Raw genomic sequence first — 24,710 nt, forward strand, 5'->3', positions numbered from 1 at the left:
GTTATAAATTTGGTTTGGTAAAAGTATAATTTAAAACGTTTTTTACCCTATCACTCCAAATTATTTTTCCACCAAAATTATCTTTATTATTAAATTTTGGCAAAGCCAAATTCAAGTCCCGTGCTTTTTGAGTGTAATACATTTCTCGTGAAGGATGAAATGGAGCGACCGCATTAAAGGTTTCATTCCAAGCATTCATTTCTATAATTTTTAAAATTATTCCAACACAATCTTGCTGATGGATTAAATTTATGGGAGCCTTCGGATTGTCTAAATTTTCACGACTGGCCAGAAAATGTATCGGATGACGGTCTTCGCCAATTAAGCCTCCAAAACGCAATACTGTCGTTTCGAAATGACTGTTGTTTTGCAAAAGCTGTTCGGTCTCCAATAATTGTTTGCCGCTTTCAGTATCCGGTTTTGGAAGTGTTTCTTCCGAAACAGTAGTATGCGAATTGCCATAGACGGATGTTGAACTGATGAAAAGCACTTTTTTTACCGACGACTTTTCTATAAACGGAATTGTATTTCTGATTTTTTTTACAAAATTTTCTTGCTCTAAATCGCGAAGTTTTGGCGGGACATCAATGATTAAAATTTCAGAATTTTCTAGAAATTCAGTTAGGTTCCCGGTGGTTTTATTTTCTGAAAGTACAATTTGAAAAGGAGTAATTCCTATATTTTCCAATAGTGCTAATTTCGCTACCGAAGTCGTCGATCCTTTCACGGAAAATCCTTTTGAGAGTGAGGCTATTGCCAGAGGCATACCCAGCCATCCACAACCCATAACACTAATTTTTGTCATTTTTTTAAAAATTATTGGACTTTAATACTGTCTTTCACGACTGTTGGACTATTTTTAACAAGTGGTTTTGTCATACCATTACCTAAAATATCAAGGACCACTGGACCCGGCTTTATTTTTTGTTTAATGACTACTGCATCATTCAAAACAAAAGGCGTTGGCATCATCCAATTTTCTCTTTTTGTTATTTCAAATAAAGGGTTTGTCAATAAATCAAAAGAACTTTCCATCAGATCCATATCTAAAATCGTCGAAGAATTTACGCTGAACTGCATTTCTAAAGGTGCGTTTCCAACGACATAATAACTCAATATTTTCTTTCCCTTGCGTTGGTACAGTGAATTTTTTTGACCTAATGTGGTCACGCCATTTGCTTTAAAATTATGAATTGTCATTTTTTCATTGGCAAAAATATCATAACGATTGACGTTTCTATTCGGGGAGATTTTTATTTTCAAATACCTTTGATTGCCAGCCACTCGGTCTTCCAGAAATGTGATACTTGGTTTCAGAATGTCTTTTTTAGGACCTTCGGCGGCGTACGTAAAACCGGAATTGTATTTGCTAAATAATGGGGTTTCATTTAAAGCAGTTGCGCTTTTAGGGTCTTCACCTAAATATCTTTTGGTCCAAGAATCAAGATTGGTGTCATAGGTTACCCAATGGGCTTTGTCCGTATCGACATTGTAGACATACAGCAGGCTGTTTGATTTGGCTTTTCCATATTCGTACCCTGATTCAAAATGTGCTTTCGCAAAAAAGCCAATGGCAAGGATAAAAAACACGATGGACCAAATTCCTTTTTTGGCGAAAGCCCCAAAAACAGGCAACAACAATCCGAATGTCAAAACAGTAAGGATAGCGCTACCAAACAGCACTTTTAATCCTAAACCAATAGGAAACATTTGGATAAAAGGGGCTATGAGTATTAAAGCCGGAATGCTAAAAACAAGACTTAGGATTTTACGTCTTTTTTGGGTGGTGATAAATGCAGCAAATATAAATAATCCAAAATAGACAGGAATAATCAAGAAGCCGGCTCCTTTTAAAACAAATGCGAGCGTTCCATTAATCACAATCCAAATAAATAATGGTGCTACGTAATGATTCTTGGTTACTTTCTTAGCAGAAAAATAGTGGTAAAATGCTAAAGTTATCGCCAAAGCCAAAAACACAAATGCCGCAATGTAAGCGTGCCCGTTGTAGGTGAATCCGTTAAGTAAATCATTGTATTGTGGGTATACTATTAGCAATGCTTTCCAACCAAAAAAAGTAATTACCCCAGTACTGATTAGGGATCCTAAAAACGGAATAAATCCTTTTGCAATTTCGCGGAACGATAAGATACGCTTGGCTCTTCCTAAAAATAAGATGAAAATAAAAAATGCCAATGCGATTATCACCATTGGTAAAACCCAGCTAAAAGGATAACTTATAAAAGTAAACGGAATGGTAAAATAGACGTAATCTTCGCTAGCTTGTGTAGTGCGTAAATCAGTATTTGAGAAATAATTCAGAAGTGGCATCAAATAAGAACCTTGATGTGCCAGTGTATTTTTGTTTAAATGACTGATGTCATCTTGAGCAGTGTGATAGTTAAAATGGTCATCGATAAACGCAAAATTATATCCTTGAATATTGCCTTGTTCTCTGAAAACAGTTAAATCAGTGTCATTAGGCAACATTTTATAAATACTGTACATCAAGGAATTAGAAACTGGAAAAGTCGCATGTGCAGCAGCGAACTCTTTTACTAATCCAGCATTTGCCTCGTTAGTTTCCATCAACATATAACTGGGGCCGGAGGAACCACGTGCTTCAAAATTAAGTACTAAGCCTATTTCTTTTGCCCAATGGTGTTTTGTGACAAATAATGCTGCGCCATTTAATCCTAATTCTTCCGCATCTGAAAAGAGAATGATAATGTCATTTTTATGCGGGGTTTTGGAATATAAAAAAGCACGAACACTCTCCAGAATTGTTGCTACACCCGATCCTGCATCACTTGCCCCTTTGGAGTACGAATGGGGCGCACTGTCATAATGGGATAGCAACAACAGGGCTTTAGAATTAGCAGTTCCTTTTATGCGAGCTAAAATGTTTTTTGATTGTACCAGAGTTCCCCAGTCACTCAAGGTGTATCCTTGCTGAACGGAAGTTTGCAGTCCTAACTTGTTCAGTTCTTTTATGAGATAATTAGCAACCACTTCATGTTCTTTAGATCCTACATAATGGGGCTGTTTTGAAATAGCTTCAACTTGTTTTAAAGCTCTGTTAGTCGAAAATTCAGAAAGAGAACCTTCTTTATTTGAAGTCCAGTGCGGCATCATTGTAAAGTAAATCAATCCCAGAATCCCAAGAATAAATGAGCTGGCAAAAATAGAGGAATAATCTTTTTTCATAGTAGGTAAGTAGGTAAGTAGATTGGGGTTGGGGGCGTTTAGATGTCTTTTTTGACGAGCATATAAAAATCATTGTCCAAAAGCATGTAGCCTTGGTCATAAAGGAAATAGTAGGTATTTCCTGTTTTGGTTTGTAATACGTTGGTGAAAAACTCAAAATCAAAACCTTTACTTAGGAGTTTTGCCCGCGTAGTTTTTGATTTTCCTTCAACATTCAGCTCAGCCATAATGCGGTAATTCTTGCGCAGCTTATTGTTAATGTTACGCATAAAATTAGTGCTGTCTTTGTTAATTTTATTATTGTAGGCGTTGCGGCAACCGTCACTACAGAATTTTTTATCCTCGCGGCCTACAATCTTCTCTCCACATTCTAAACAGGTTTTATTCATGGATTGATTTTTTTAATTTCGTATAGATCAGTTCTGCGATCTTTCAGGATACGTACACTTCCGTGTTCATGAAGTTCTTTTAATAGCTTCAGATCTACGTCGACAATAAGTGTCATCTCCGTATTTGGAGTTGCTTCTGCTTTTATTCCGTTACTTGGAAAGGCAAAATCCGAGGGCGTAAATACCGCCGATTGCGCATATTGAATATCCATGTTGTTCACCTTTGGGAGATTTCCAACACAGCCGGCTATGGCAACATAGCATTCGTTTTCTATTGCTCTCGCCTGAGCACAATGCTTGACTCTGGTGTAGGCATTTTGGGTATCAGTCAAGAACGGCACAAATAAAATATTCATGCCTTCATCAGCCATTAATCTGGAAAGTTCCGGAAATTCTACATCGTAACAAATCATGATACCTATTTTTCCGCAATCAGTATCAAAAGTTTTAATTTGTGATCCGCCCGTCATTCCCCAGTGCTGCACTTCATTAGGCGTCACATGAATTTTAGCATACATCTCTGAGGTTCCGTCTCTTTTGCAAAGAAAACCAACATTATACAACATGCCGTTTTCTAAATACGGCATACTTCCGGTGATGATATTTATATTATACGAAATGGCAAATTCCTGAAAGCGCTTTCGAATGGGTTCTGTATGTTTGGCTAATTCTCTAATGGCTTCGGCTTCTGATAAATGATTATAATCCGCCATTAATGGTGCTGCAAATAATTCAGGGAAGAGTGCAAAATCACTTGCATATCCGGAAACTACATCTATAAAAAACTCACATTGTTCGAATAAAGCTTCCAAATTATTCAACTGACGCATTTGCCACTGCACCAATCCCAATCGAATAACACTTTTTTCGAGATTTATTAATTTTGGACTTTCATCATAATAAATATTGTTCCATTCCAGTAAAACGGCAAATTCTTTAGAATCAGTGTCGCCTTCCAGATAATTTTTCATTATTCGGATTACGTGAAAATCATTACTCAACTGAAAAGAAAGTACCGGGTCGTGAAGTTCTTTTCTTTTTACTTTTTCAATATAATTTTTTGGAGTAAGTTTCTCCGCATGTTGTCCATAATTTGGAATTCTACCTGCAAAAACAATAGCTTTCAAATTTAATTGTTCACACAACTCTTTACGGGTGTCATATAAACGTCTCCCCAGGCGCAATCCTCTGTAACTTGGATGAATGAAAATGTCGATACCATACAATACATCCCCAAGTGGGTTATGAGTCGAAAAAGTATAAGCACCTGTTATTTGCGAATAATTGTGATTCTTATCCACTAAACTTTCATCCACTCGCAATGATAATGCAGAGCCTACTACTTTCCCATCCACTAGTATCACTAATTGTCCTTCAGGAAAAATACTTAATAATTTTTCGATGTGATGCTCTCTCCAGTAGGAACCTACCATTTCTGGATAAGATTCTACCATCGATTTTTTCAGTTCGGTATAATCCTCGAATTTTAAATTACGTAACTCTACTTTGTTTATTTTGGCTTGCATAAAAATTTTATTTTAATCAAATATAACTAAAACTTTCCATTTACAAACGGTTACAAATAATTACAACCGAAAGTAAATAGTTAGTAACCGAATATTTTTTCGAAGGCAACGCACCTTTGCAATGTTGATTTGAAAGACCAATTCAACAAAACATACACTAACATTTAAATAGTATACGCCATGAACACATTAAGAAACAAAGTACAATTAATTGGACACGTAGGAAATGACCCAGAAATCAAAACTTTTGATGGAGGAAAAAAACTAGTCAATTTCACATTAGCGACCAATGAAAGCTACAAGAACGATAAAGGAGAAAAAGTAGAGGAAACACAATGGCATAAATTAGTTGCGTGGGGTAAAACCGCGGACATAATCGAAAAATATGTTGCCAAAGGAAAAGAAATTGCCATTGAGGGGAAATTGACACATCGAAATTACGAGGATAAAAACGGCGAAAAACGCTATTTTACAGAAGTTGTTGTAAATGATGTGCTTCTATTGGGGAAATAGTTTTTCAGTTTATAGTGAGCCGTGCCGGTTTTCGATAGCAAGAATTGAATTGTTGTAAATCAGGACTCGAATCCAAATAAAAACCATCGATACGTCGATGGTTTTCTATTATCTATTAGAGCTGTATGCTGATACTACCCATTATTTTTGTTTGGTAAATCAAATTTTGGACAATTTTCGCAACGTTTATTTTCTCCTTTTTTATATTTTTCGCAACACTTGGACTTCAGGCTTTCTTTACCAGAACCATTTTTAAGGAACTTTTTTATATCCTTTTTCGTATCCTTATTTTTCTTCTTTTTACTCAATTTCTAAATAATTAAAATCAAGTTAGATTCTAAATAATATTTGATTATTTGGGTATGTTATCAAATGTTAGTTGTTGCATATCTCTGTCAAAAAGATACAGACCGCCTTTGTCGTCACCAATCAGGTTTATTTTATCCAAAATAAGTTTTGCCTGCGCTTCTTCTTCAATTTGTTCGGCTACATACCACTGCAAAAAGTTGTGTGTGGCATAATCCTTTTCGGAAAACGAAACGTCAACCAGTTTGTTAATCGAATCCGAAACAAAAATTTCATGGTTGTATAGTTCTTCAAACATTTCCTTAAATGTTCCGTAGCTTATTTTAGGTGCTTTTAATTCGCTTACCTTAGCATGACCGCCTCGTTCATTGATGTAGCGGACTAGTTTGAGCATGTGTACTCTTTCTTCTTCAGATTGTGCATACATAAATTTTGAAACACCTTCTAAACCATGAGTTTCTGCCCATGAAGCCATAGAAAGATAGGTTTGGGATGATTCAGCTTCAATTCGAATTTGATTATTCAGCGCGTGTTCAATTGTATTTGATAGCATATTAATAAGTTTTAAGTAAAGTTACAAAAAACTTAAGCTACTGATTCATACTGTCTTGAAAAAAATCTACAAATTTACCTACATGCATGCCATCAATTAATCCATGATGTACATGAATTGACATTGGCATTGTTCTTTTCCCGTTTTCAGAAATTTTCATTTTCCCGAAAGAAATTTTTGGGCAACTGTCGGGAGTAGCAAAACTCCGGGCATGCGATAATGCAGTGAAATTGAGCCATGGAATCGCCGAAAAATGGATTACATTATCATCGGTAAATGTTCGGGTAAAAAGACCAGTCGTGTGCTGTATTCGTTCAATTTCCGCCTTTGCATTCATATTAAATATTTCAAAATCAACATGGTATTCTATTAACGAAAATCCAAAACTGCCATCTTCACGACCTATAGTCGCCGAAGCATTAATCTGGTCGCATACATATATCTGGTCGTCCGAAATTCTATAGCGAAACGATTCGGTGCTATTGACAGCAACCAATGTTTTATATAAATAATAGATAAAAAAGGAAGCCTTTAATGATTTTGCAGTTGAATAGGCTTTTGTGCATTCGATCTCAACTGTCGCGCCAAAGAACGGTTCTTCAAATTGTCTGAAAAAATGGAAATGTTCTTTTCTAGGCCATTTCGCTATATCTAAAAGTGTTCTCAAGCTTTTGTAATTTTATTTTTGGTTCAAAAGTACTGTTAATTATTGGGATCCTGAATTCATACGGGTGCTTACTAATCCTAAAATAGTTCAGTGCTAATATTGGACGATTATTGTCATTAAAACTAAAAATAGCAGCCATAAAAAAAGCCCTAAAAGAAAATTCCTTTAGGGCTTTATGATATAAAAAAGTAGCTTATTTAACTCTAAAAGTAACTCTTCTAACTAATTTTCTTGCATTTTGTGAATCGATATCTACTGAAGTATCTTCACCAGCAGCAACTACATTTAATCTAGATGCATCAACATTCGCTTTCACTAAAGTGTTTTTCACGTTGTTAGCTCTTGCACTAGATAATTTATCATTGTAATCAGATCTTCCAACTTCATCTGCATGACCTACAATATCAATTGTAGCAGTAGGATTGTTTCTCAAGTAGGTTAATATGAAATCAGTACCTTCTGTAGAAACGTTAGTTGGAGTAGATTTATCAAAGTCAAAATAAACAGCAACATAACCACCGTTAATTAAGCTTGTAATCAATTCATTGTTTGTTAATAGCGGAGAATTGTCAGTAGTACTACCGTAATTTTTCAAGATGTACGCTTCTGTTTCATCAGGAACATTATTGTTGTTTTTGTCAATTGATCTTCCTTTAGTATCAACCATTGTTCCTGCAGGCGTGTTTTGCTCTTCGTCTAAATAATCAGCTACACCATCTTTATCAGAATCTAGCATTTTATTTTCAATAGCCATAAATCGGGCATCAATTGCGTCGAATCTACCTTCATTGTCAATAACCCAGTCAGCATGTTTTTCGTTTTTACCTAAGTAAACAGTTAAACCTACAGTACCATTAAAAAGTACACCGCCGAAACCACGAGATCCTACTGTACTTGCACCATCAAAAGTACGGTTTTGTTTAGCATTAAGAATTGTTGTAAAATCTCCAGTCAACGCAATTCTATTAGATAATTTAATTTGACCAGTAACACCAGCAATAAAATTACCCATTCTGTCAGTTCCTGAAAAGTTATCAGATTCACCAAAACCTAATCCAAAACCAGCGTGACCTAATAAACCAAGAGTATTTGTCCAAGTTTCAAAACTCATGATTCTTCCTAAGTTAGCAACTCCTTGTAAATCAGCTCTGTAGTATTGAGAATCAAATCCTATTGAATTTTCACCTTCTTTAAAACTGTTATATCCAAAATCAGCTTTCAGACCAAATTTGTTATTGAACATGTAACGCACACCTAAATCAGCTACATAAGCACTAGTAACAGCAGTTCTATATCCAGCAGTCATAGGTCTCATCGGTTTGTTTAAACCTGCAGCTAATTCAACAGACCATTTGTTAAAGTCATTTCCTGTACTTGCGCTTTCTACATTTTCAGTTTGAGCACTTAAAGTTGTCATTGCAGAAGCAAAAACTAACGTAAGTATGATTTTTTTCATAATTTTTTTCTTTAAATTCGATACAAATTTACATCACAATTTTTAATTAAAAAACATCAACAGTTAATTATATAAAGATTAATACTAATCTTATAAAAAATAAAAACCCATTAATACTGTAATTTTCTAAAAATCAATGACTTGGCAAATATATAAATTTTTTTTATTTTTTTTAAAAAAATGTTAAAAAAATTAATTTGCACGCACTTACTTTGGTTGAACACCTTTTTTTAAAGTATCTGAGGAATAATTTGAATCAAAAAATGTTGTCCGAAATGATCTGCTTTAATTTTTAATTGCTTTATTCTGCACTAGTTTAGCGATTTACTTTTAACTGGGTTTTGCATTATTTCAGTCTTTTTAGAACATCAGTTATTTTTTCGAAAGCACTGAAGTTTACATGTTCCACTTTATGATCGATTTTTTCATGTGCCCAAGTCGTGTGAAACGGAATATGTACGGCGTGGCCACCAATGGCTAGAACCGGTAAGACATCTGATTTTAAAGAATTTCCAATCATAAAAAATTCTTCTGGCTGTATCTCCAGTCGTTTAATCAGGTCCGTATAATCAATTTCTTGTTTGTCTGACATCACTTCGATATGGTGAAAATAATGACCTAAACCTGAATTGTGCAATTTTCGGCGTTGATCCAATAAATCGCCTTTGGTGGCAACCACTAATTTGTATTTTCCGTGTAAAGCGTTTAAAGTCTCCTCCACGCCATCCAATAAAACAATTGGCTTCTCGAGTAATTCTTTTCCATATTGAATAATTTTTGCAATGATTTCAATTGGAAGTGTATTGTTTGAAATATTCATTGCAGCTTCAATCATCGAAAGTATATACCCTTTGATTCCGTAGCCGTATAATTTTAGATTGTCAATTTCTACTTTAAATAGTTCTTTGGAAATTCCTTGATGCGACAGATAATCTTCCATCAAACCACAGAATTTTGTCTCGGTTTCATCAAAATAGGTTTCATTGATCCACAAGGTGTCGTCTGCATCGAAGGCAATTACTTTTAGGTTCATGGTTTTATGTTTTACCGCAAATTCGCAAATTTCAATGTAAAAGTTGAAAAAATAATTTGCAAATTTGCGGTTGATTTTTTTTAATTTATCGTTTCTCCATTTGCAACGCCATCTGTGTCAGGATTTACAAAAACCAATTTCCCTTCGGTATTTGTCGTCATCAAAATCATTCCTTGACTCTCCACACCACGAAGATTTCTTGGAGCCAAATTCACTAAAACAGTAACTTTTTTTCCTATGATTTCTTCTGGTTTGAAACTTTCAGCAATTCCAGAAACGATGGTGCGCACGTCAATTCCGGTGTCTATTTTCAAAATCAAAAGCTTGTTGGCTTTTGGCATTTTTTCGGCTTCCAGAATCGTTCCTGTACGAATGTCCATTTTAGCAAAATCCTCAAATTGAATCGCTTCTTTCTGTGGTTCGGCTATTTTATTTTCTGCTTTGTTGGCGGTTTTAGTCGCCTCCAGTTTGTCTATTTGTTTTTGGATTTCCTCGTCTTCAATTTTGGCAAACAATAATTCCGCTTCGCCAATTTGGTGTCCTGCCAGAATCAAATCAGAAGTTTGAGCAATAGTATTCCAGTTCAATGGACTTGTTATTTTCAGAATTCTTGATAATTTTTTAGCTGTAAATGGCAAAAACGGTTCGCAAAGTGAGCTCAACGCAGCAGCAATTTGCAACGCTACATACATTTGCGTTTGCACGCGCTCCGGATTGTCTTTAATTACTTTCCAAGGCTCTTCATCCGCCAAATATTTATTTCCTAAACGAGCCACATTCATCAATTCACTCAATGCTTCACGGAATCTGTAACGCTCCAGAGAACTTGAAATCACCGCCGGATACGCTTTTAATTCGGTCAAAGTCGTTTCATCCACTTCTGAAAGTTCATTTGGAGTAGGAACAATTCCATTGTAATATTTATTGGTTAAAACCACGACACGGTTAATGAAATTCCCATAAATCGCCACCAATTCATTGTTGTTTCTCGCCTGAAAATCTTTCCAGGTAAAATCATTATCCTTGGTTTCCGGCGCATTCGATGTCAACGCGTAACGCAAAACATCTTGCTGATTTGGGAATTCTTCCAAATATTCGTGCAGCCAAACCGCCCAGTTTTTAGAAGTCGACAATTTGTTTCCTTCCAAGTTCAAAAATTCATTTGCAGGTACATTGTCCGGCAAAATATAGCTTCCTTCGGCTTTTAACATCGCAGGAAAAATGATGCAATGGAAAACAATATTATCTTTCCCAATGAAGTGAACCAGTTTTGTATCCTGATCTTTCCAGTACGGTTCCCAATCTTTTCCTTCGCGCAAAGCCCATTCTTTAGTAGATGAGATGTATCCAATTGGTGCATCAAACCACACGTATAATTTTTTTCCTTCGGCACCTTTAATAGGAACGTCAATTCCCCAGTCCAAGTCACGAGTTACTGCACGAGGTTCTAATCCGCCGTCAATCCACGATTTTACTTGCCCGTAAACATTCGGTTTCCAGTCGTTTTTATGTCCAACAAGAATCCATTCTTTCAAGAAATCTTCATAACGATCCAAAGGCAAAAACCAGTGTTTCGTTGATTTCATTATTGGTGTTTCTCCCGTAATTGTCGATTTTGGATTAATCAAATCCGTAGCATTCAAGGTGGAACCACATTTTTCGCATTGATCACCGTAGGCTTCTTCGTTGCCACATTTAGGGCATGTTCCCACCACAAAACGGTCTGCCAAGAATTGGTCTGCTTTCGCATCATACAATTGCTCGGTCACCTCCTCAATAAAATCACCTTGTTCATACAATTTTCTAAAAAATTCCGAAGCCGTATCATGATGGATTTTAGCCGAAGTTCTAGAATAATTATCAAATGAAATTCCAAAATCAGAGAATGATTTACGGATAATTCCGTCGTATTTATCGATCACTTCCTGTGGCGTAATGCCTTCTTTTTTGGCTTTCATCGAAATAGCCACGCCGTGTTCGTCACTTCCGCAAACAAACAAAACGTCTCTTCCCTGTAATCTTAAATATCTGGAATATATGTCAGAAGGCACGTAAACACCCGCCAAATGGCCAATGTGAATCGGTCCGTTTGTGTAAGGCAATGCCGCTGTAATGGTATATCTTTTTGGATTCTGTATCATGATTCTATTTTATAGAGCGCAAAAATAAGCAATAGAATTTTTATTTGAAGCTATTTCCCGCGATCCGTTGCAAATATATTCACTGAACTCCGCTGTAAATAAAAGTTAGGTGAAGTAATCTTTCTATTTTTGGCAGCAAAAATAGAAAGGATTTTCACTGCAGACGAAGTTCACTGAACTCCGCTGAAAATAGAAATTAAGTGAAGTAATCGGGGCTCATTTCGTATTGCGACAATTTTTTATGAGAAGTATATTTAGTTAATTAACAATACTGACAGATTCAAAAACTTAAGATCAGCAATATAACGCTCTAAAAAATAGTATTATATTTACATTTTTTTACTAAAATATTTTAAATCTAAACGCCTACAATTAAATTCAACAATTTATTAAGATGAAAAAAATAACGATACTGTTACTGTTTTTATGTGTTTTTTCTGTTCATTCCCAAACTCAAAAAGAAGTTTCCAGCGATTGGACTTCTTTTAACCAAACTATAAGCATTCAAACTGCTGTGTCAAAAAAGTTTAAAGTAATCGCCTCTGTAAAAATGGAGTCCGAAGACCCGATGGCATGGGCTGGGGTTTGGGCTAGGGTAGATACTAAAAATGAAGAAGATGGCTTTTTTGATAATATGAGTGATAGACCAATTAAAGCAAAAGCGTGGCAATCCTATACTGTTGAAGGAATTATCGATGCAAATACTAAATCATTAAGTTTTGGGGGCTTGTGTTTATATAATGGAAAATTTTATTTCGATAAATTTGAATTGCTAATTGAAAATGAAAAAGGCATTTTTGAACCAATTACGGTTTTAAATGCCAGTTTTGAAACTCCTGTTACGAATGGTGATATTCCAAAATGGGGCTTAGGGATATCCAAAAACAAAATAGTTAAAGTCAAAGAATATAAAATTATATCTGATAAGGGTAACGTTGATGGAAAGTTGGTTTTATTGATGGAGGGAAGTGGTATAAAAATAAAAGAGACTGGAAAGATCGGTAATGTTGAAGGAGCTTCACCTCAAATTGGCGCAATGATTTCGATGCTTGAAGATTTAAAAGACCGTGTTGAAAACACAGTCAAAAATATGGATAAATACGAAATTGATTATTTACATGATGAAGAAGCGAATAGGATTGGGGCTTTGGTTATGCATTTAGCGGCAGCCGAGGCTTATTATCAAGTTGTCACTTTTGAAAACAGAGAATTTAATCCAGAAGAAAAGAAAAAGTGGGGTTTGGCTTTAGATTTAGATAAGGGTGGTCGTGATGAGATTAAAGGGCATGACATACAGTATTATTTAGATCTATATAATGAAGTTAGAGCAAAAACGATAACCGAGCTAAAAAAGAAAGATGATGCTTGGTTTGCTATAGAACATAAAAAATATGGTGTAACAAACCAATATTGTTGGTTTCATGTTATGGAACACCAATCCAGTCATTTAGGGCAAATTTTATTTTTGAAGAAAAGGATTCCGCCGCAAATGGCGGTGGATTTAGAACAAAAGATTAAAAACTAACTTAGTAAAATTTTATCAATAGCACATCAATTACGAAAGCCACGTTTTTAATGTGGCTTTTTTTATATTTGCAAACGTAATTAAAGAAGACTGCAAATCATGCCAAAAGGACCCGAAAAAAACACCAAAAATAAGGCTTTACACACCAAATTGCTAAATCGAAAAAAGACTAAACTTCAAGAGGAGAAAAAAGAAAAAGCATTACGTTTGAAAGCATTGGTTACAAAAATGAATCAGAAAAAGAGTAGTGATGAATCTGACGTCAATTGAATGATAACGCTAATCAATCAGCGCTGATCTTTGTAATCCGTGGAACAAAAAAGCATTTCGTTTCTGTAATAATTTGTCAGATGGCACAAGTTTATCGACTTTAACTTTATTACGGTAAGCCGCTACAATTTTAGTTTCCTAAATTTTCGATTTCGATTTTTAAATTTTCTAAGTGACGATTAAGGATTGCCCAAACTATTGAATTATCAATGCTGTCATAAGCGTGAACCAAGCGGTTTCTAAAGCCAATGATTTGATTTCCATTTTCAATTACAAATTCATTTTCCATCAGTCGTAATTTATTCAGAGCTTCTCCAATAATGACCAACTGTCTTTCAACGGCACTTTGAGTTTTTCGGTCTTTGTCATACATATTGAAATCGGTAATTTCAAAAGTAAATTCGCGAATTAAGTTTATCGCCATTAAGACGTCAGAAAGATACTTTTTGCTCTTTTCCGTCATAAAGTAAAATTTTTGTAGTGTCTATATTTTTTCTAAGAATTGGATTTTTAATAGATGAATTAGTCAATAAATCAACTTTTCTTTGAAAAAATTCTTCAAGTTTGTCCCAAATATCCATCAAATTTTCACCGCGCTCGATAGGGTCTTCAGTATCAATTTCGATTAGTAAATCTATATCGCTAGTTTCATCATTGAAATTTTCGGTCACAGCTGAACCAAAAGCATAAATATTTTTAACATTATGACTTTTGCATAATGTCAAAAATTCGGCTAATTTCATTTGTATAGACTCTTTCATTTTCATATTGCTAAGATAACTTATTTTTTTCAAAAAAAACAGCTTCTATTTTGAGTGTTCCCGTGCGTTTCACAAACCGTAATTACAGCAAAAATCATTTTTACTTAGAAGTATTGTCTTTGACAAAGGGAATATAAAATTTCTTTTCTGTAATAATTTACCCGAAATTTACAGCAAATATTCAAACACAAAACCTATGGAATTCGGTAGAATAATTATTTCAGAAACTGCCTTTAATAGTGAGAACCTCCAAGATGTAATTCACTCTAATATTTCGGTAATCAATTTAATGCGAGAGGAAGGTGTGAACGATGATTTGATTCATGAAGACGCTGTAATGAGTTATTATTTAGATTATTATGCCTCACAATATACCGAAGGAAATTTTGCTCAATTTGTATACAATTCGGGTTGGGACAAAGAACTAAACGAATTGATAGAAGAAGGTTTGGCTTTGATTGGCGCCGAAAAACATTTGGAATTGTTTCAACAGCAATCCAAAAAAGTGAAATTGATGAGTAGCGTCAAACTGAATAAATTCCTGAAGGGGAAACTGGAAGGTGTAAATCCTATTCGAGATTTACTTAACAACGACACTTTTTTCGAAATTGAAGAAAACTTGGTTACCTTGAATGCTGATTTTTTAAAAACACATCCCGATTTCGAAGTCCTTTCTGTAGATGACATGTTTGCCGCCTTAGAAGAATTCGTGGGACATGAGATTAAAAGAGCGTAAACTAAGTCAAAAGTCGCAAGTCATAAAGTCTTAAAGGTGTTTTGTATTGCACTCAATTGTCTTTTTAACATTAAATAAAGGGTGCCTAAATAAGGTTGTTTCCTAGCGCTTGACTTTATGACTTTATGACTTTCGACTATTGACTATTTTTTTGTCCCTATCTTATCAAACATTTTCTTAAATTTGCTTCCATTATTATATATGTTAGCGTTATAAAAATCAAGCTATGTTACAAATCGCATTTATTAGAGAGAATCAAGAAAAAGTAATCACCGCTTTGGCAAAGAGAAACATCGATGCTACAAGTGTTGTTGATGAAGTGGTACAACTGGATGAAAAACGTCGCGCTACGCAAGTGGAGCTAGACGGAATTTTATCCGAATCTAATAAATTATCCAAAGATATTGGCGAATTGATGAAAGCTGGAGAGAAATCGAAAGCCGCAATCTTGAAAGAAAAAACAGTTTTATTAAAAGAAAAAAGCAAGAAATTAGCAGAGACTGCTGATGTACTTGCCGGAGAACTTTTAGAAAAATTATATACGTTACCCAATCTTCCTGCTGATATTGTTCCCGTTGGAAAAACGCCGGAGGAAAATCTAAATGTTTTTGAAGAAGGAGAGATTCCGGTTTTGCATGAAGGCGCACAACCCCATTGGGAATTGGTAAAAAAATACGACATCATCGATTTTGAGCTTGGAGTAAAAATCACTGGAGCAGGATTTCCGGTGTATAAAGGAAAAGGAGCACGATTACAGCGCGCTTTGATCAATTATTTCTTGGATAAAAATACTGCTGCAGGGTACAACGAAGTTCAGGTTCCGCACATGGTAAATGAAGCATCGGCTTATGGAACGGGACAATTGCCGGACAAAGAAGGGCAAATGTATCATGATAAAACAGATGATTTATATTTAATTCCAACGGCAGAGGTTCCGGTGACCAATTTGTTCCGTGATGTAATCTTAAACGAAAACGAATTGCCGGTTTTGACTACCGCTTACACGCCATGTTTCCGCCGTGAAGCGGGTTCTTATGGCGCGCACGTACGTGGATTGAACCGTTTGCATCAATTTGATAAAGTAGAAATTGTTCGTGTAGAGCATCCGGATAAATCATACGAAGCGTTAGATGGAATGGTGGAACACGTAAAAAGCATATTACAAGAACTAAAATTACCCTATAGAATATTGCGTCTTTGTGGCGGTGATATGGGTTTCACAGCAGCTTTGACCTATGATTTCGAAGTGTTTTCTACCGCGCAGGACCGTTGGTTAGAAATCAGTTCAGTTTCTAATTTTGAGACATTTCAAGCGAATCGTTTGAAATTGCGTTTCAAAGACAAAGACGGAAAAAACCAATTGGCACACACCTTAAACGGAAGCGCATTGGCTTTGCCAAGAGTTTTGGCTGGGATTTTAGAAAATTACCAAACGCCGGAAGGAATCGTAATTCCAGAAGTATTGCGTCCGTATTGCGGGTTTGATATTATAAATTAGTAGTCAGTGTTCCGTTGTGTAACGATCAAATAGGAATACGCCATTATAACACTACTGTTTAAAACTAAGGAGGTTTGATTGTGAATTTTTTAGGTGTTAAGAATTAAATATTTATTTTTTGAGTACGCATGCTGAAAACTAAAAAACGGAACACTGAATACTTTTGAAATGAAACAATTATTTCTACATATCACGCTGTTTTTCTCGCTATTTGCTTTCGCCCAGAACGAACAATTAGCGCAGTATTATTATGATAAAGGCGATTTTGAAAAAGCAAAAATCAGCTATGAGGAACTGCTGCAAGAGATTCCATTAAATTCCCAGTATTTTTTACGGATAATAGATTGTTCTCAGCAATTACAACAGTTTGAAAGTGCCGAAAAAGCCATCCAAGAACGATTTGATAAGTACAATCAAGGAAATCTTCTGGTAGAATTAGGATATAATTTTCAGTTGCAAAAAAATGATGCCAAAGCTACCATTTACTATGATCAGGCATTAGATCGAATCAGAAAAAATCCAAATGAAGTTTACGGAATATCAAGCGCTTTTGAGAAAAAAGTGTTACTCGATTACGCGCTGAAATCCTACCAAACCGCGACTGAATTAGAGCCGAATTTAAATTTCAATTATCAAATAGGACTACTTTACGGCCAGTTGTCAAATATGGAAATGATGATTTCCACTTTTCTGGATGAAGCGTTTGCCAGTCCTCAAAACTCCATTAGAATCCAAAATCAACTGGTTCGTTTTATGGCTGACCAAGGTGACGCAAACTTCAATGAAATATTACGCAAAGCATTAATTCTAAGAACCCAAAAAAATCAAGATCTCTTTTGGAATCATTATTTGAGTTGGTTTTATGTCCAACAAAAAGAGTTCGAAAAAGCATTTATTCAGGAAAAAGCCATTTATAAACGCAATTCGGAATCGCTTGCTAATATTGTAAATTTAGGGCAATTGGCAATTGAAGACGAGAATCAAGAAGCAGCTAAAGAAATTTTGAGTTTTGTATTGGAAAACACACAAGATTTAGAATTGCTTATTCAAGCGAATTCGTATCTGATAAGCATGAAAATTGAAAAAGCATCCGAAAACGAGTTTACTGCCATCAGCACAGAATTAGACGGCTTGTTGAAACAATTTGAGATACGTCCTTTTACCTTATCTTTGCAGCTGATTCAGGCACATTTCACGGCATTTAATTTAAAAAAACCTGAGGAAGGAAAGGCAATAGTCAAGAGAGCGCTGGAAATGCAATTGAATGATTATGAAGCGGCTAATGCCAAAATGGAACTGGCCGATATTTTGCTGTACGAAGAAAAATTCAATCAGGCTTTAATTTATTATTCGCAAATTGAATTGGATTTAAAAAATGATGTTGTGGCGCACGAAGCCAGTTTGAAAGCCGCAAAAACCAGTTATTTTAAAACTGATTTCGCCTGGGCTTTGAAACAATTTACAGAATTGAAATCGGCAAATACCCAGTTGATTGCCAATGACGCTTTGGAATACTTTCTATTAATCAACGACAATACGGTAGCTGATTCGACGCAAACGGCACTGAAACAATTTGCCAAAGGAGATTATCTGTTGTATCAAAACAGGACTCAGGAAGCGGTAACTCAGTTTCAATCGATTTTAAAAAACTATAAAGGGCAGGAAATAGAGGCCGTGACCTTGTTGCGATTAGGGAAAATATATGAAAAGAAAGGCGATTTTGCTTTGGCTTTAAGCCAATACCAAACGATTATTGACCAGCATAGCGACGGAATTTACGTTGATGAAGCGCTGTACTTTTCGGCAGAAATTTATAACAAGCAATTATTGCCTGAAAAAGCGAAACCACTATATGAAAAAGTGTTGTTCAATCATCAGGACAGTATTTATTTTGTGGAAGCCAGGAAGAAATTCAGGCAATTGCGAGGCGATCCTAATTTATAAAAAAGATTATTTGTTTATGCGATTAACCAATTAAACAAATCAACGATTAAACAGTTAAAAATGATACTATACAACGTTACCACAAACATACATGAAAGCGTTCACGATCAATGGATGATCTGGATGCAACACAAGCACATTCCTGAAATACTGGCTACTGGGAAATTTTCCTCGGCAAGAATGGTGCGGGTTTTAATCGAAGAGGAAATGGGCGGCGTAACCTATTCGGTTCAATATGCCACAGAAAGTAAAGAAACCTTGGCGAAATATTACCAGGAAGATGCACCAGCTTTTCGTGAAGAAGGATTGAAACTATTTGGAGATAAGATGCTTGCTTTTAGAACAGAATTAGAATTGATTGCAGATTATTAGAGTCATTGCGAGGAACAAAACCATCACCCTCAGGGTATCGTTTTGAACCACAATCTTGAAAACAGGAAATTGCGAGTTCAAGTCAGATTGTAAAAAGATGAAATTGGAGATCGCAATTTGCGACCTCCAATTATAAAAAACATAAAAATTTCATTTTATGGGCGATAAAATTTCAATAATTCCAGATGACACACTAAGATTTATTTTATCAGAAATCAAAAAGTAATGATAGATCGTGATTTGGCAACACTTTACGGGGTTGAAACAAGGGTTTTAAAGCAAGCTGTACGAAGAAATTTGAATAGATTTCCAGAAGATTTTATGTTTGAATTATCTAAAGTAGAATTTGAGAATTGGAGGTCACAAATTGTGATCTCCAATTCTGAAAACATGGGTTTGCGATATGCACCGATGGCTTTTACAGAACATGGAGTATTAATGTTATCGAGAGTTTTGAATAGTGAAAAAGCAATTCAAACCAATATTTAGATAATGCGGATATTTACAAAGACGAGGCAATTGCTCTCCGATAATTCAGACTTACGCATGGATTTTGAAATAATGAAAAAGAAAATTGAAAATCAGGGAAAAAATATAGAACTTGTTTTTCAATATGTAGATGAACTTTATGGAAAAGAAAGAAATAGTTCCAGAACGAGAAAAAATAGGATATAAAAAATAGTCGTCAGTATTAATTTTGCGATGACTTTCTACATTTTAATTAAATACACTTTCTGCCTTCGTGGCAGCTAAAACTAACAATATAATGCGATCGCTTTGTGCCTCGCAATGACAATATGGAAAAAGTAAAAGCCAAAAAACACCTAGGACAGCACTTCTTGAAAGACGAAAGCATTGCAAAAGACATTGCTGACACGCTGAATTTAGAAGGATATGATGACGTCCTGGAAATAGGTCCAGGAATGGGAGTTTTGACAAAATATTTGTTGGATAAGCCAGTCAACACGTACGTTATTGAAATTGATACCGAATCAGTGACGTATTTGGATGAAAATTATCCAAAATTAAAAGATCGAATCATTTCTAAAGATTTCTTAAAATACAACATCAACGAAATTTTTGAAGGGAAACAATTCGCAATTATTGGGAATTTCCCATATAATATTTCGACTCAAATAGTTTTTAGAGCTTTGGAATATCGCCATCAGATTCCGGAATTTGCAGGAATGTTCCAGAAAGAAGTAGCACAACGTATTTGTGAAAAAAAGGGAACAAAAGCGTATGGAATTTTATCGGTTTTGGTACAGGCTTTTTATGATGCCGAATATTTATTTACGGTAGACGAAAATGTTTTTATTCCGCCGCCAAAGGTAAAATCGGGAGTTTTACGTTTGCGCAGAAAAAAAGATTACAGTTTGCCTTGTGGCGAAAAATTGTTTTTTACAGTGGTGAAAACAGCCTTCCAACAACGACGCAAAACATTACGAAATAGTTTAAAAACCTTAAATTTGTCGGATAGTTTGAGAGAAGATGAAATTTTTGACCTTCGACCAGAACAATTAAATGTAGAACAATTCATAGCACTTACCCAAAAAATAGAAGCCGATGGAATTTAAAATCAGCAAAGAATTAATTCAGGAATTAGAGGTACTCATTCAAAATAAAAACGACCAGCAACTGGAAGTATTGTTGAATGATATGCACCATGCTGATATTGCTGAAATTCTGGATGAGCTTGATTTTAATGAAGCGACTTATATTTTTAAAGTTTTAGACAGTGAAAAAACAGCCGAAATTCTTCTTGAACTAGAAGATGATTTGCGGGAGAATATATTAAGCAGGCTTTCGCCAAAAGAGATTGCGGAAGAACTAGATGAGTTGGAAACTAATGACGCAGCTGATATTATTGCGGAGCTTTCCAAAGATTTGAAAGCTGAAGTTATATCAGAACTTCAGGATGTTGAGCACGCCAAAGATATTGTTGACTTATTGCGTTTTGACGAAGATACTGCAGGTGGAATTATGCATAAGGAATTAGTTAAAGTCAATGAAAATTGGAACGTCCTCACCTGTGTAAAAGAAATGCGCATTCAGGCTGAAAATATCTCCAGAGTTCATTCGATTTATGTGGTGGATGATGAAGACCGATTGAAAGGGCGTTTGTCGCTCAAAGATTTATTGACTACTTCTTCCAGAACACCGGTAAGTGACGTGTACATTCGGAAACTAAACTCGGTTAAAGTAGATACTGAAGATGTTGAGGTGGCGCGAATCATGCAAAAATACGATTTAGAAGCCATTCCAGTAGTAGATGAATTAGGTCGATTAGTAGGCCGAATCACCATTGACGACATTGTTGATGTAATCAAGGACGAAGCGGATCAGGATTATCAATTAGCGGCGGGTATTTCCCAGGACGTTGAAGCGGATGACAGCATCTTTGAACATACAAAAGCACGATTGCCTTGGTTGGTTTTGGCACTTTTGGGAGGATTCATCACCGTAAAAGTGTTGGGGTTGTTTGAAGGAGCCATGCTCGAACATGGAAATTTATTCTTTTTTACGCCACTTATTGCTGCTATGGCGGGAAATGTAGGGGTGCAATCATCGGCAATTATTGTGCAGGGCTTGGCAAACAATTCATTGAGCGGATCCTTGTTTAATAGATTGATCAAAGAAGTGTCACTAAGTTTATTAAACGGAGTGATTCTGGCTATAATATTGTTCTTGGGAAGTCATTTTCTATTGAATGTTGAAATCATTGTAGGGATTATTGTGACTATAGCATTAATGTCTGTAATTATAATTGCCTCGTTAATTGGAACTTTTATCCCATTATTACTGGATAAATTTGGAATTGACCCTGCATTAGCGACTGGCCCGTTTATCACTACCAGCAATGATATTTGCGGAATTTTGATTTATTTTTCAATTGCAAAAATGATTTTGGGGTTTTAAGAAAGAACCAAGAATAGAGAGCAAAGAGGAAAGAAATTGTAGGACAATTTCAAAACGTTATTTTAGTTTTTTGTGAAGTAAAACGGAATAAAAAATAAGACAAGAAACGATAGAAATTAAAAGTAAATTAGATTCGAATTTTTATAAAAGAATCAAAAAGATATAATAAAAACTTACACTTTCCCATATTGACTCCCTCTCCTTTGGAAAGGGCTGGGGAGAGGAAAACTACAACCAGCATGAAAGTACACATCATTGGCGGAGGAAACTTAGGTGTTTCGATTGCATTAGGATTATCAAAATTTTCGCCGGAAAACCAAGTCACTATCACCCGAAGAAATACCTCAAGCATTGTATATCTTGAAAAATTAGGAGCGACCGTTTCCACGAATAATACGCATCAGATTCAGGAAGCCGATATCATAATTTTGACCATAAAACCATACCAAGTAGATACGGTATTAGCCGAAATCCTTTCGGTGATTTCCAATAAAATTATCGCATCGGCGGTGAGCGGATTGTCGATAGAAAATTTACAAAACAAAATTGGCGCTGCCAATAGTGCGATCCGAATCATGCCCAATATTGCGGCACAGTTTGGCGCTTCGGCAACCTGTATTGCATATCATGAAAAAGACAAGGAGAAAGCGCAAGATGTAGTTTCCCTTTTTCAAAGTTTGGGAACAGCTCCTATCATTGACGAAAAATTAATGGATGCGGCAACGGTTCTGGCGGCCAGTGGAACTGCTTTTGCGTTGCGGTACATTCGAGCCTCGATGCAAGCTGGAATCGAAATTGGATTTGACTGGCAAACCGCTTTGGCCATCTCTGCACAAACCGTAAAAGGCGCTGCACAAATGCTGCTGGAAGAAAAAGTACACCCAGAACAATTAATAGATCGTGTCACTACACCACAAGGCTGCACGATTGCGGGATTAAACGAAATGGAAATGCACGGATTCAGTTCGTCCTTGATACGAGGAATCAAAACTTCGTTGAAACAAATTAAAGGATAAGAGGCATTAGGACGATACATTATCGTGGATACGGGTGAGACCCCCACATTGCCGCAGGCAAATGTTTTATTTCAATTCCTCAAAAATTCTTGTTTTATTTTCGTGTAAACACCTCCAATAAATACTATATTTAAAAAAAACACCATGAAAAAACTACTGCTTTTAACCCTTACTTTAATTTCAGCCTATACGATAAATGCGCAACAAGACAAACAAAAACAGCTGCTCAAACATGTGGTTATGTTTGGATGGAAACCAGGGACAGAAGCCGCAGCAATTGACAAAGTGATTGCTGCTTTCGGGAACTTGAAGCATAAAATCAAATTAGTCAAAGCGTATGAATGGGGAATTAATAACAGTCCCGAAAATTTAAATAATGGTTTAACGCATTGTTTTGTGCTGACCTTCAACAGTGAAGCGGATAGAGATGCGTATTTGATTCATCCGGCTCACAAGGCGTTTGTGTCAGTTTTGAATCCAGCGCCAGATAAAGTTACGGTCTTCGATTATTGGACTAATAAATAAAGGTCAGGCATGATCAGTAAAATGAATTTAGCGTATAAATAGCCAAATCCTAATCATGAGTTTCCGTAAAAAAGGGTGTTTAGCTTTAAAACTAAACACCCTTTTTTATTAGAGAAATTAATTAATCTATTGGTCAAATCATCATTTTTTTGCTTTAGCGGGTTTCAAATTAAATTTCAACCATAAAAAGCCAATCGTTCCCGCAATAAAGGAAGCGATCAAAATCGCAATTTTAGAGTACGTAATTACTTCTTCGCCATCGTTTTTAAACGCAAGTAATGTTATAAAAATAGACATTGTAAAGCCTATTCCACCTAGCATTCCTGCTCCAAAAATGCTGCTCCATTTTAGGTCTTTAGGTAACTTGCAAATTCCTATACTCACAGCAATAAATGAGAATAGCCAGATTCCCAATGGCTTTCCTACCACGAGACCCAGTATGATTCCAATCGTGTTAGGGTGAGTCAATTCTTCATGCCAATTAGAATCTATGGCAATACAAGTATTTGCGATAGCAAATAAAGGAAGTATAAAAAATGCCACAGGTTTGTGTAAAAAATGCTGCAAGCGATACGAAGACGTTTTTTTGCCTCCATTACCAAACGGAATTACAAAGGCTAATAATACTCCGGTTATCGTTGCATGAACACCTGAATTTAGCATAAAATACCACATTGCTGCTCCACCAATCAAATAAGGAATAAGACTATGCACTTGTCTTCGGTTCAAGATAAATAAACCACCCATAATAGCAAGAGCGATGAACAAATTTATATAGGCAATCGTATCTGTGTAAAATATGGCAATAACCAAGATGGCGCCTAAATCATCAATGACAGCAAGCGCAGTCAAAAATATTTTGAGTGATGTAGGTACGCGTTTTCCTAGAAGAGACAGAATACCAATTGCAAAAGCAATATCAGTTGCCATAGGAATTCCAGCACCATTTTGTGTAATAGTTCCATAATTAAACACCAAAAAGATTCCGGCAGGGACGGCCATTCCGCCCAACGCTCCAAAAAGAGGTAACGTCGCCTTTTTAATACTGGATAATTCTCCTTGATATATTTCCCGTTCTAATTCTAAACCTATTAAAAGAAAGAAAATAGTCATCAAGCCGTCATTGATCCAATGCGTCACCGAATTATTTGCAATACTGGTTTCCCAAAAAGCAATGTACTCGTTTTGAATGGGTGAATTGGCTAGTAAAAGAGAGAGTATGGTTGCGAAAAGCAATAATAGCCCACCGGCTTTTTCGCTTTCAAAAAAAACATTGAAGGTTTTTGTTAGTTTCATTTTTAGTTTTTCATTTATTATAACCATTCCGATTATAATAAAAATTGAGATTGCTAA

24 protein-coding genes are annotated in these 24,710 nt (G+C 35.6%); 12 read left to right on the top strand and 12 right to left on the bottom strand.

Features of this window, described 5'->3' with window-relative positions:
* Position 1: 1 nt before the first annotated feature.
* The 4 genes from ACNQGJ_RS02035 to ACNQGJ_RS02050 all read right to left on the bottom strand — a co-directional run bounded on the left by ACNQGJ_RS02035 (position 2) and on the right by ACNQGJ_RS02050 (position 5,122).
* Positions 2 to 805, bottom strand: coding sequence for an SDR family oxidoreductase (locus tag ACNQGJ_RS02035; protein WP_417970571.1), 804 nt, complete (start codon positions 803 to 805; stop codon positions 2 to 4).
* 11 nt (positions 806 to 816) lie between these two features.
* A complete protein-coding gene (locus ACNQGJ_RS02040; protein ID WP_417971363.1) occupies positions 817 to 3,135 on the bottom strand; it encodes a M28 family peptidase in 2,319 nt (772 codons plus the stop codon).
* A 110-nt stretch (positions 3,136 to 3,245) separates the two neighbouring features.
* On the bottom strand, positions 3,246 to 3,596 hold the full coding sequence (locus ACNQGJ_RS02045) for a hypothetical protein (RefSeq protein ID WP_417970569.1): 351 nt from the start codon (positions 3,594 to 3,596) through the stop codon (positions 3,246 to 3,248).
* Positions 3,593 to 5,122, bottom strand: a complete 1,530-nt coding sequence (locus ACNQGJ_RS02050) for a carbon-nitrogen hydrolase family protein (protein ID WP_417970567.1) — start codon at positions 5,120 to 5,122, stop codon at positions 3,593 to 3,595. Before ACNQGJ_RS02050 ends, ACNQGJ_RS02045 begins: the two co-directional genes overlap by 4 nt.
* A gap of 180 nt (positions 5,123 to 5,302) precedes the next feature.
* Here ACNQGJ_RS02050 and ACNQGJ_RS02055 point away from each other — a divergent pair, with 180 nt between their 5' ends.
* A complete protein-coding gene (locus tag ACNQGJ_RS02055; protein WP_417970565.1) occupies positions 5,303 to 5,635 on the top strand; it encodes a single-stranded DNA-binding protein in 333 nt (110 codons plus the stop codon).
* 352 nt (positions 5,636 to 5,987) lie between these two features.
* On the opposite strand, the gene ACNQGJ_RS02060 is transcribed toward ACNQGJ_RS02055, so the two are convergent.
* From ACNQGJ_RS02060 to metG, 5 genes are all read right to left on the bottom strand, one after another.
* Entirely contained in the window at positions 5,988 to 6,494 is a 507-nt protein-coding gene (locus tag ACNQGJ_RS02060; protein ID WP_417970563.1) for a ferritin, read from the bottom strand.
* Positions 6,495 to 6,531: 37 nt separating this feature from the next.
* Positions 6,532 to 7,161 carry a CatA-like O-acetyltransferase gene (locus tag ACNQGJ_RS02065; RefSeq protein ID WP_417970561.1) on the bottom strand — a complete coding sequence of 210 codons (630 nt, stop codon included), beginning with the start codon at positions 7,159 to 7,161 and terminating at the stop codon, positions 6,532 to 6,534.
* A 193-nt stretch (positions 7,162 to 7,354) separates the two neighbouring features.
* Positions 7,355 to 8,617 (bottom strand): OmpA family protein, encoded by a 1,263-nt coding sequence (locus ACNQGJ_RS02070; protein WP_417970559.1) that lies wholly within the window; start codon positions 8,615 to 8,617, stop codon positions 7,355 to 7,357.
* Between the two features lie 346 nt (positions 8,618 to 8,963).
* Positions 8,964 to 9,650 (bottom strand): HAD family hydrolase, encoded by a 687-nt coding sequence (locus tag ACNQGJ_RS02075; RefSeq protein ID WP_417970557.1) that lies wholly within the window; start codon positions 9,648 to 9,650, stop codon positions 8,964 to 8,966.
* A gap of 80 nt (positions 9,651 to 9,730) precedes the next feature.
* Positions 9,731 to 11,791, bottom strand: coding sequence for a methionine--tRNA ligase (gene metG / locus ACNQGJ_RS02080; RefSeq protein WP_417970555.1), 2,061 nt, complete (start codon positions 11,789 to 11,791; stop codon positions 9,731 to 9,733).
* Positions 11,792 to 12,185: 394 nt separating this feature from the next.
* Between metG and ACNQGJ_RS02085 the strand changes: the two genes are divergently transcribed.
* Both ACNQGJ_RS02085 and ACNQGJ_RS02090 read left to right on the top strand, forming a co-directional pair.
* Positions 12,186 to 13,316, top strand: a complete 1,131-nt coding sequence (locus ACNQGJ_RS02085) for a DinB family protein (protein WP_417970553.1) — start codon at positions 12,186 to 12,188, stop codon at positions 13,314 to 13,316.
* A 99-nt stretch (positions 13,317 to 13,415) separates the two neighbouring features.
* Positions 13,416 to 13,586, top strand: coding sequence for a hypothetical protein (locus ACNQGJ_RS02090; RefSeq protein WP_417970551.1), 171 nt, complete (start codon positions 13,416 to 13,418; stop codon positions 13,584 to 13,586).
* Positions 13,587 to 13,716: 130 nt separating this feature from the next.
* Here ACNQGJ_RS02090 and ACNQGJ_RS02095 read toward each other — a convergent pair whose 3' ends face one another.
* Positions 13,717 to 14,049: a HepT-like ribonuclease domain-containing protein gene (locus tag ACNQGJ_RS02095; RefSeq protein WP_417970549.1), complete on the bottom strand. Its 333-nt coding sequence runs from the start codon at positions 14,047 to 14,049 to the stop codon at positions 13,717 to 13,719.
* Complete coding sequence (locus ACNQGJ_RS02100) at positions 14,018 to 14,347, bottom strand: nucleotidyltransferase family protein (RefSeq protein WP_417970547.1); 330 nt, start codon at positions 14,345 to 14,347, stop codon at positions 14,018 to 14,020. Before ACNQGJ_RS02100 ends, ACNQGJ_RS02095 begins: the two co-directional genes overlap by 32 nt.
* A 196-nt stretch (positions 14,348 to 14,543) precedes the next feature.
* Between ACNQGJ_RS02100 and ACNQGJ_RS02105 the strand changes: the two genes are divergently transcribed.
* From ACNQGJ_RS02105 to ACNQGJ_RS02145, 9 genes are all read left to right on the top strand, one after another.
* Positions 14,544 to 15,083 carry a DMP19 family protein gene (locus ACNQGJ_RS02105; protein WP_417970545.1) on the top strand — a complete coding sequence of 180 codons (540 nt, stop codon included), beginning with the start codon at positions 14,544 to 14,546 and terminating at the stop codon, positions 15,081 to 15,083.
* Between the two features lie 226 nt (positions 15,084 to 15,309).
* Positions 15,310 to 16,581 (top strand): serine--tRNA ligase, encoded by a 1,272-nt coding sequence (serS, locus tag ACNQGJ_RS02110; RefSeq protein WP_417970543.1) that lies wholly within the window; start codon positions 15,310 to 15,312, stop codon positions 16,579 to 16,581.
* A gap of 168 nt (positions 16,582 to 16,749) precedes the next feature.
* Positions 16,750 to 18,525, top strand: a complete 1,776-nt coding sequence (locus ACNQGJ_RS02115) for a tetratricopeptide repeat protein (RefSeq protein ID WP_417970541.1) — start codon at positions 16,750 to 16,752, stop codon at positions 18,523 to 18,525.
* A 60-nt stretch (positions 18,526 to 18,585) separates the two neighbouring features.
* Complete coding sequence (locus ACNQGJ_RS02120; protein WP_417970539.1) at positions 18,586 to 18,897, top strand: DUF4286 family protein; 312 nt, start codon at positions 18,586 to 18,588, stop codon at positions 18,895 to 18,897.
* A gap of 225 nt (positions 18,898 to 19,122) precedes the next feature.
* On the top strand, positions 19,123 to 19,386 hold the full coding sequence (locus ACNQGJ_RS02125) for an ORF6N domain-containing protein (RefSeq protein ID WP_417970537.1): 264 nt from the start codon (positions 19,123 to 19,125) through the stop codon (positions 19,384 to 19,386).
* Positions 19,387 to 19,694: 308 nt separating this feature from the next.
* Entirely contained in the window at positions 19,695 to 20,474 is a 780-nt protein-coding gene (gene rsmA, locus ACNQGJ_RS02130) for a 16S rRNA (adenine(1518)-N(6)/adenine(1519)-N(6))-dimethyltransferase RsmA (protein ID WP_417970535.1), read from the top strand.
* Positions 20,464 to 21,816, top strand: a complete 1,353-nt coding sequence (gene mgtE / locus ACNQGJ_RS02135; protein WP_417970533.1) for a magnesium transporter — start codon at positions 20,464 to 20,466, stop codon at positions 21,814 to 21,816. Before rsmA ends, mgtE begins: the two co-directional genes overlap by 11 nt.
* Positions 21,817 to 22,055: 239 nt before the next feature.
* Positions 22,056 to 22,832 carry a pyrroline-5-carboxylate reductase gene (gene proC / locus ACNQGJ_RS02140; RefSeq protein ID WP_417970531.1) on the top strand — a complete coding sequence of 259 codons (777 nt, stop codon included), beginning with the start codon at positions 22,056 to 22,058 and terminating at the stop codon, positions 22,830 to 22,832.
* Between the two features lie 144 nt (positions 22,833 to 22,976).
* On the top strand, positions 22,977 to 23,357 hold the full coding sequence (locus ACNQGJ_RS02145) for a Dabb family protein (RefSeq protein WP_417970529.1): 381 nt from the start codon (positions 22,977 to 22,979) through the stop codon (positions 23,355 to 23,357).
* Between the two features lie 141 nt (positions 23,358 to 23,498).
* Here the strand turns inward: ACNQGJ_RS02145 and nhaA are convergent, their stop codons facing one another.
* Entirely contained in the window at positions 23,499 to 24,653 is a 1,155-nt protein-coding gene (nhaA, locus tag ACNQGJ_RS02150; protein WP_417970527.1) for a Na+/H+ antiporter NhaA, read from the bottom strand.
* Between the last annotated feature and the right edge of the window lie 57 nt (positions 24,654 to 24,710).

The organism is Flavobacterium cryophilum (genome assembly GCF_048286555.1).
In the GTDB taxonomy this organism is placed as follows: domain Bacteria; phylum Bacteroidota; class Bacteroidia; order Flavobacteriales; family Flavobacteriaceae; genus Flavobacterium.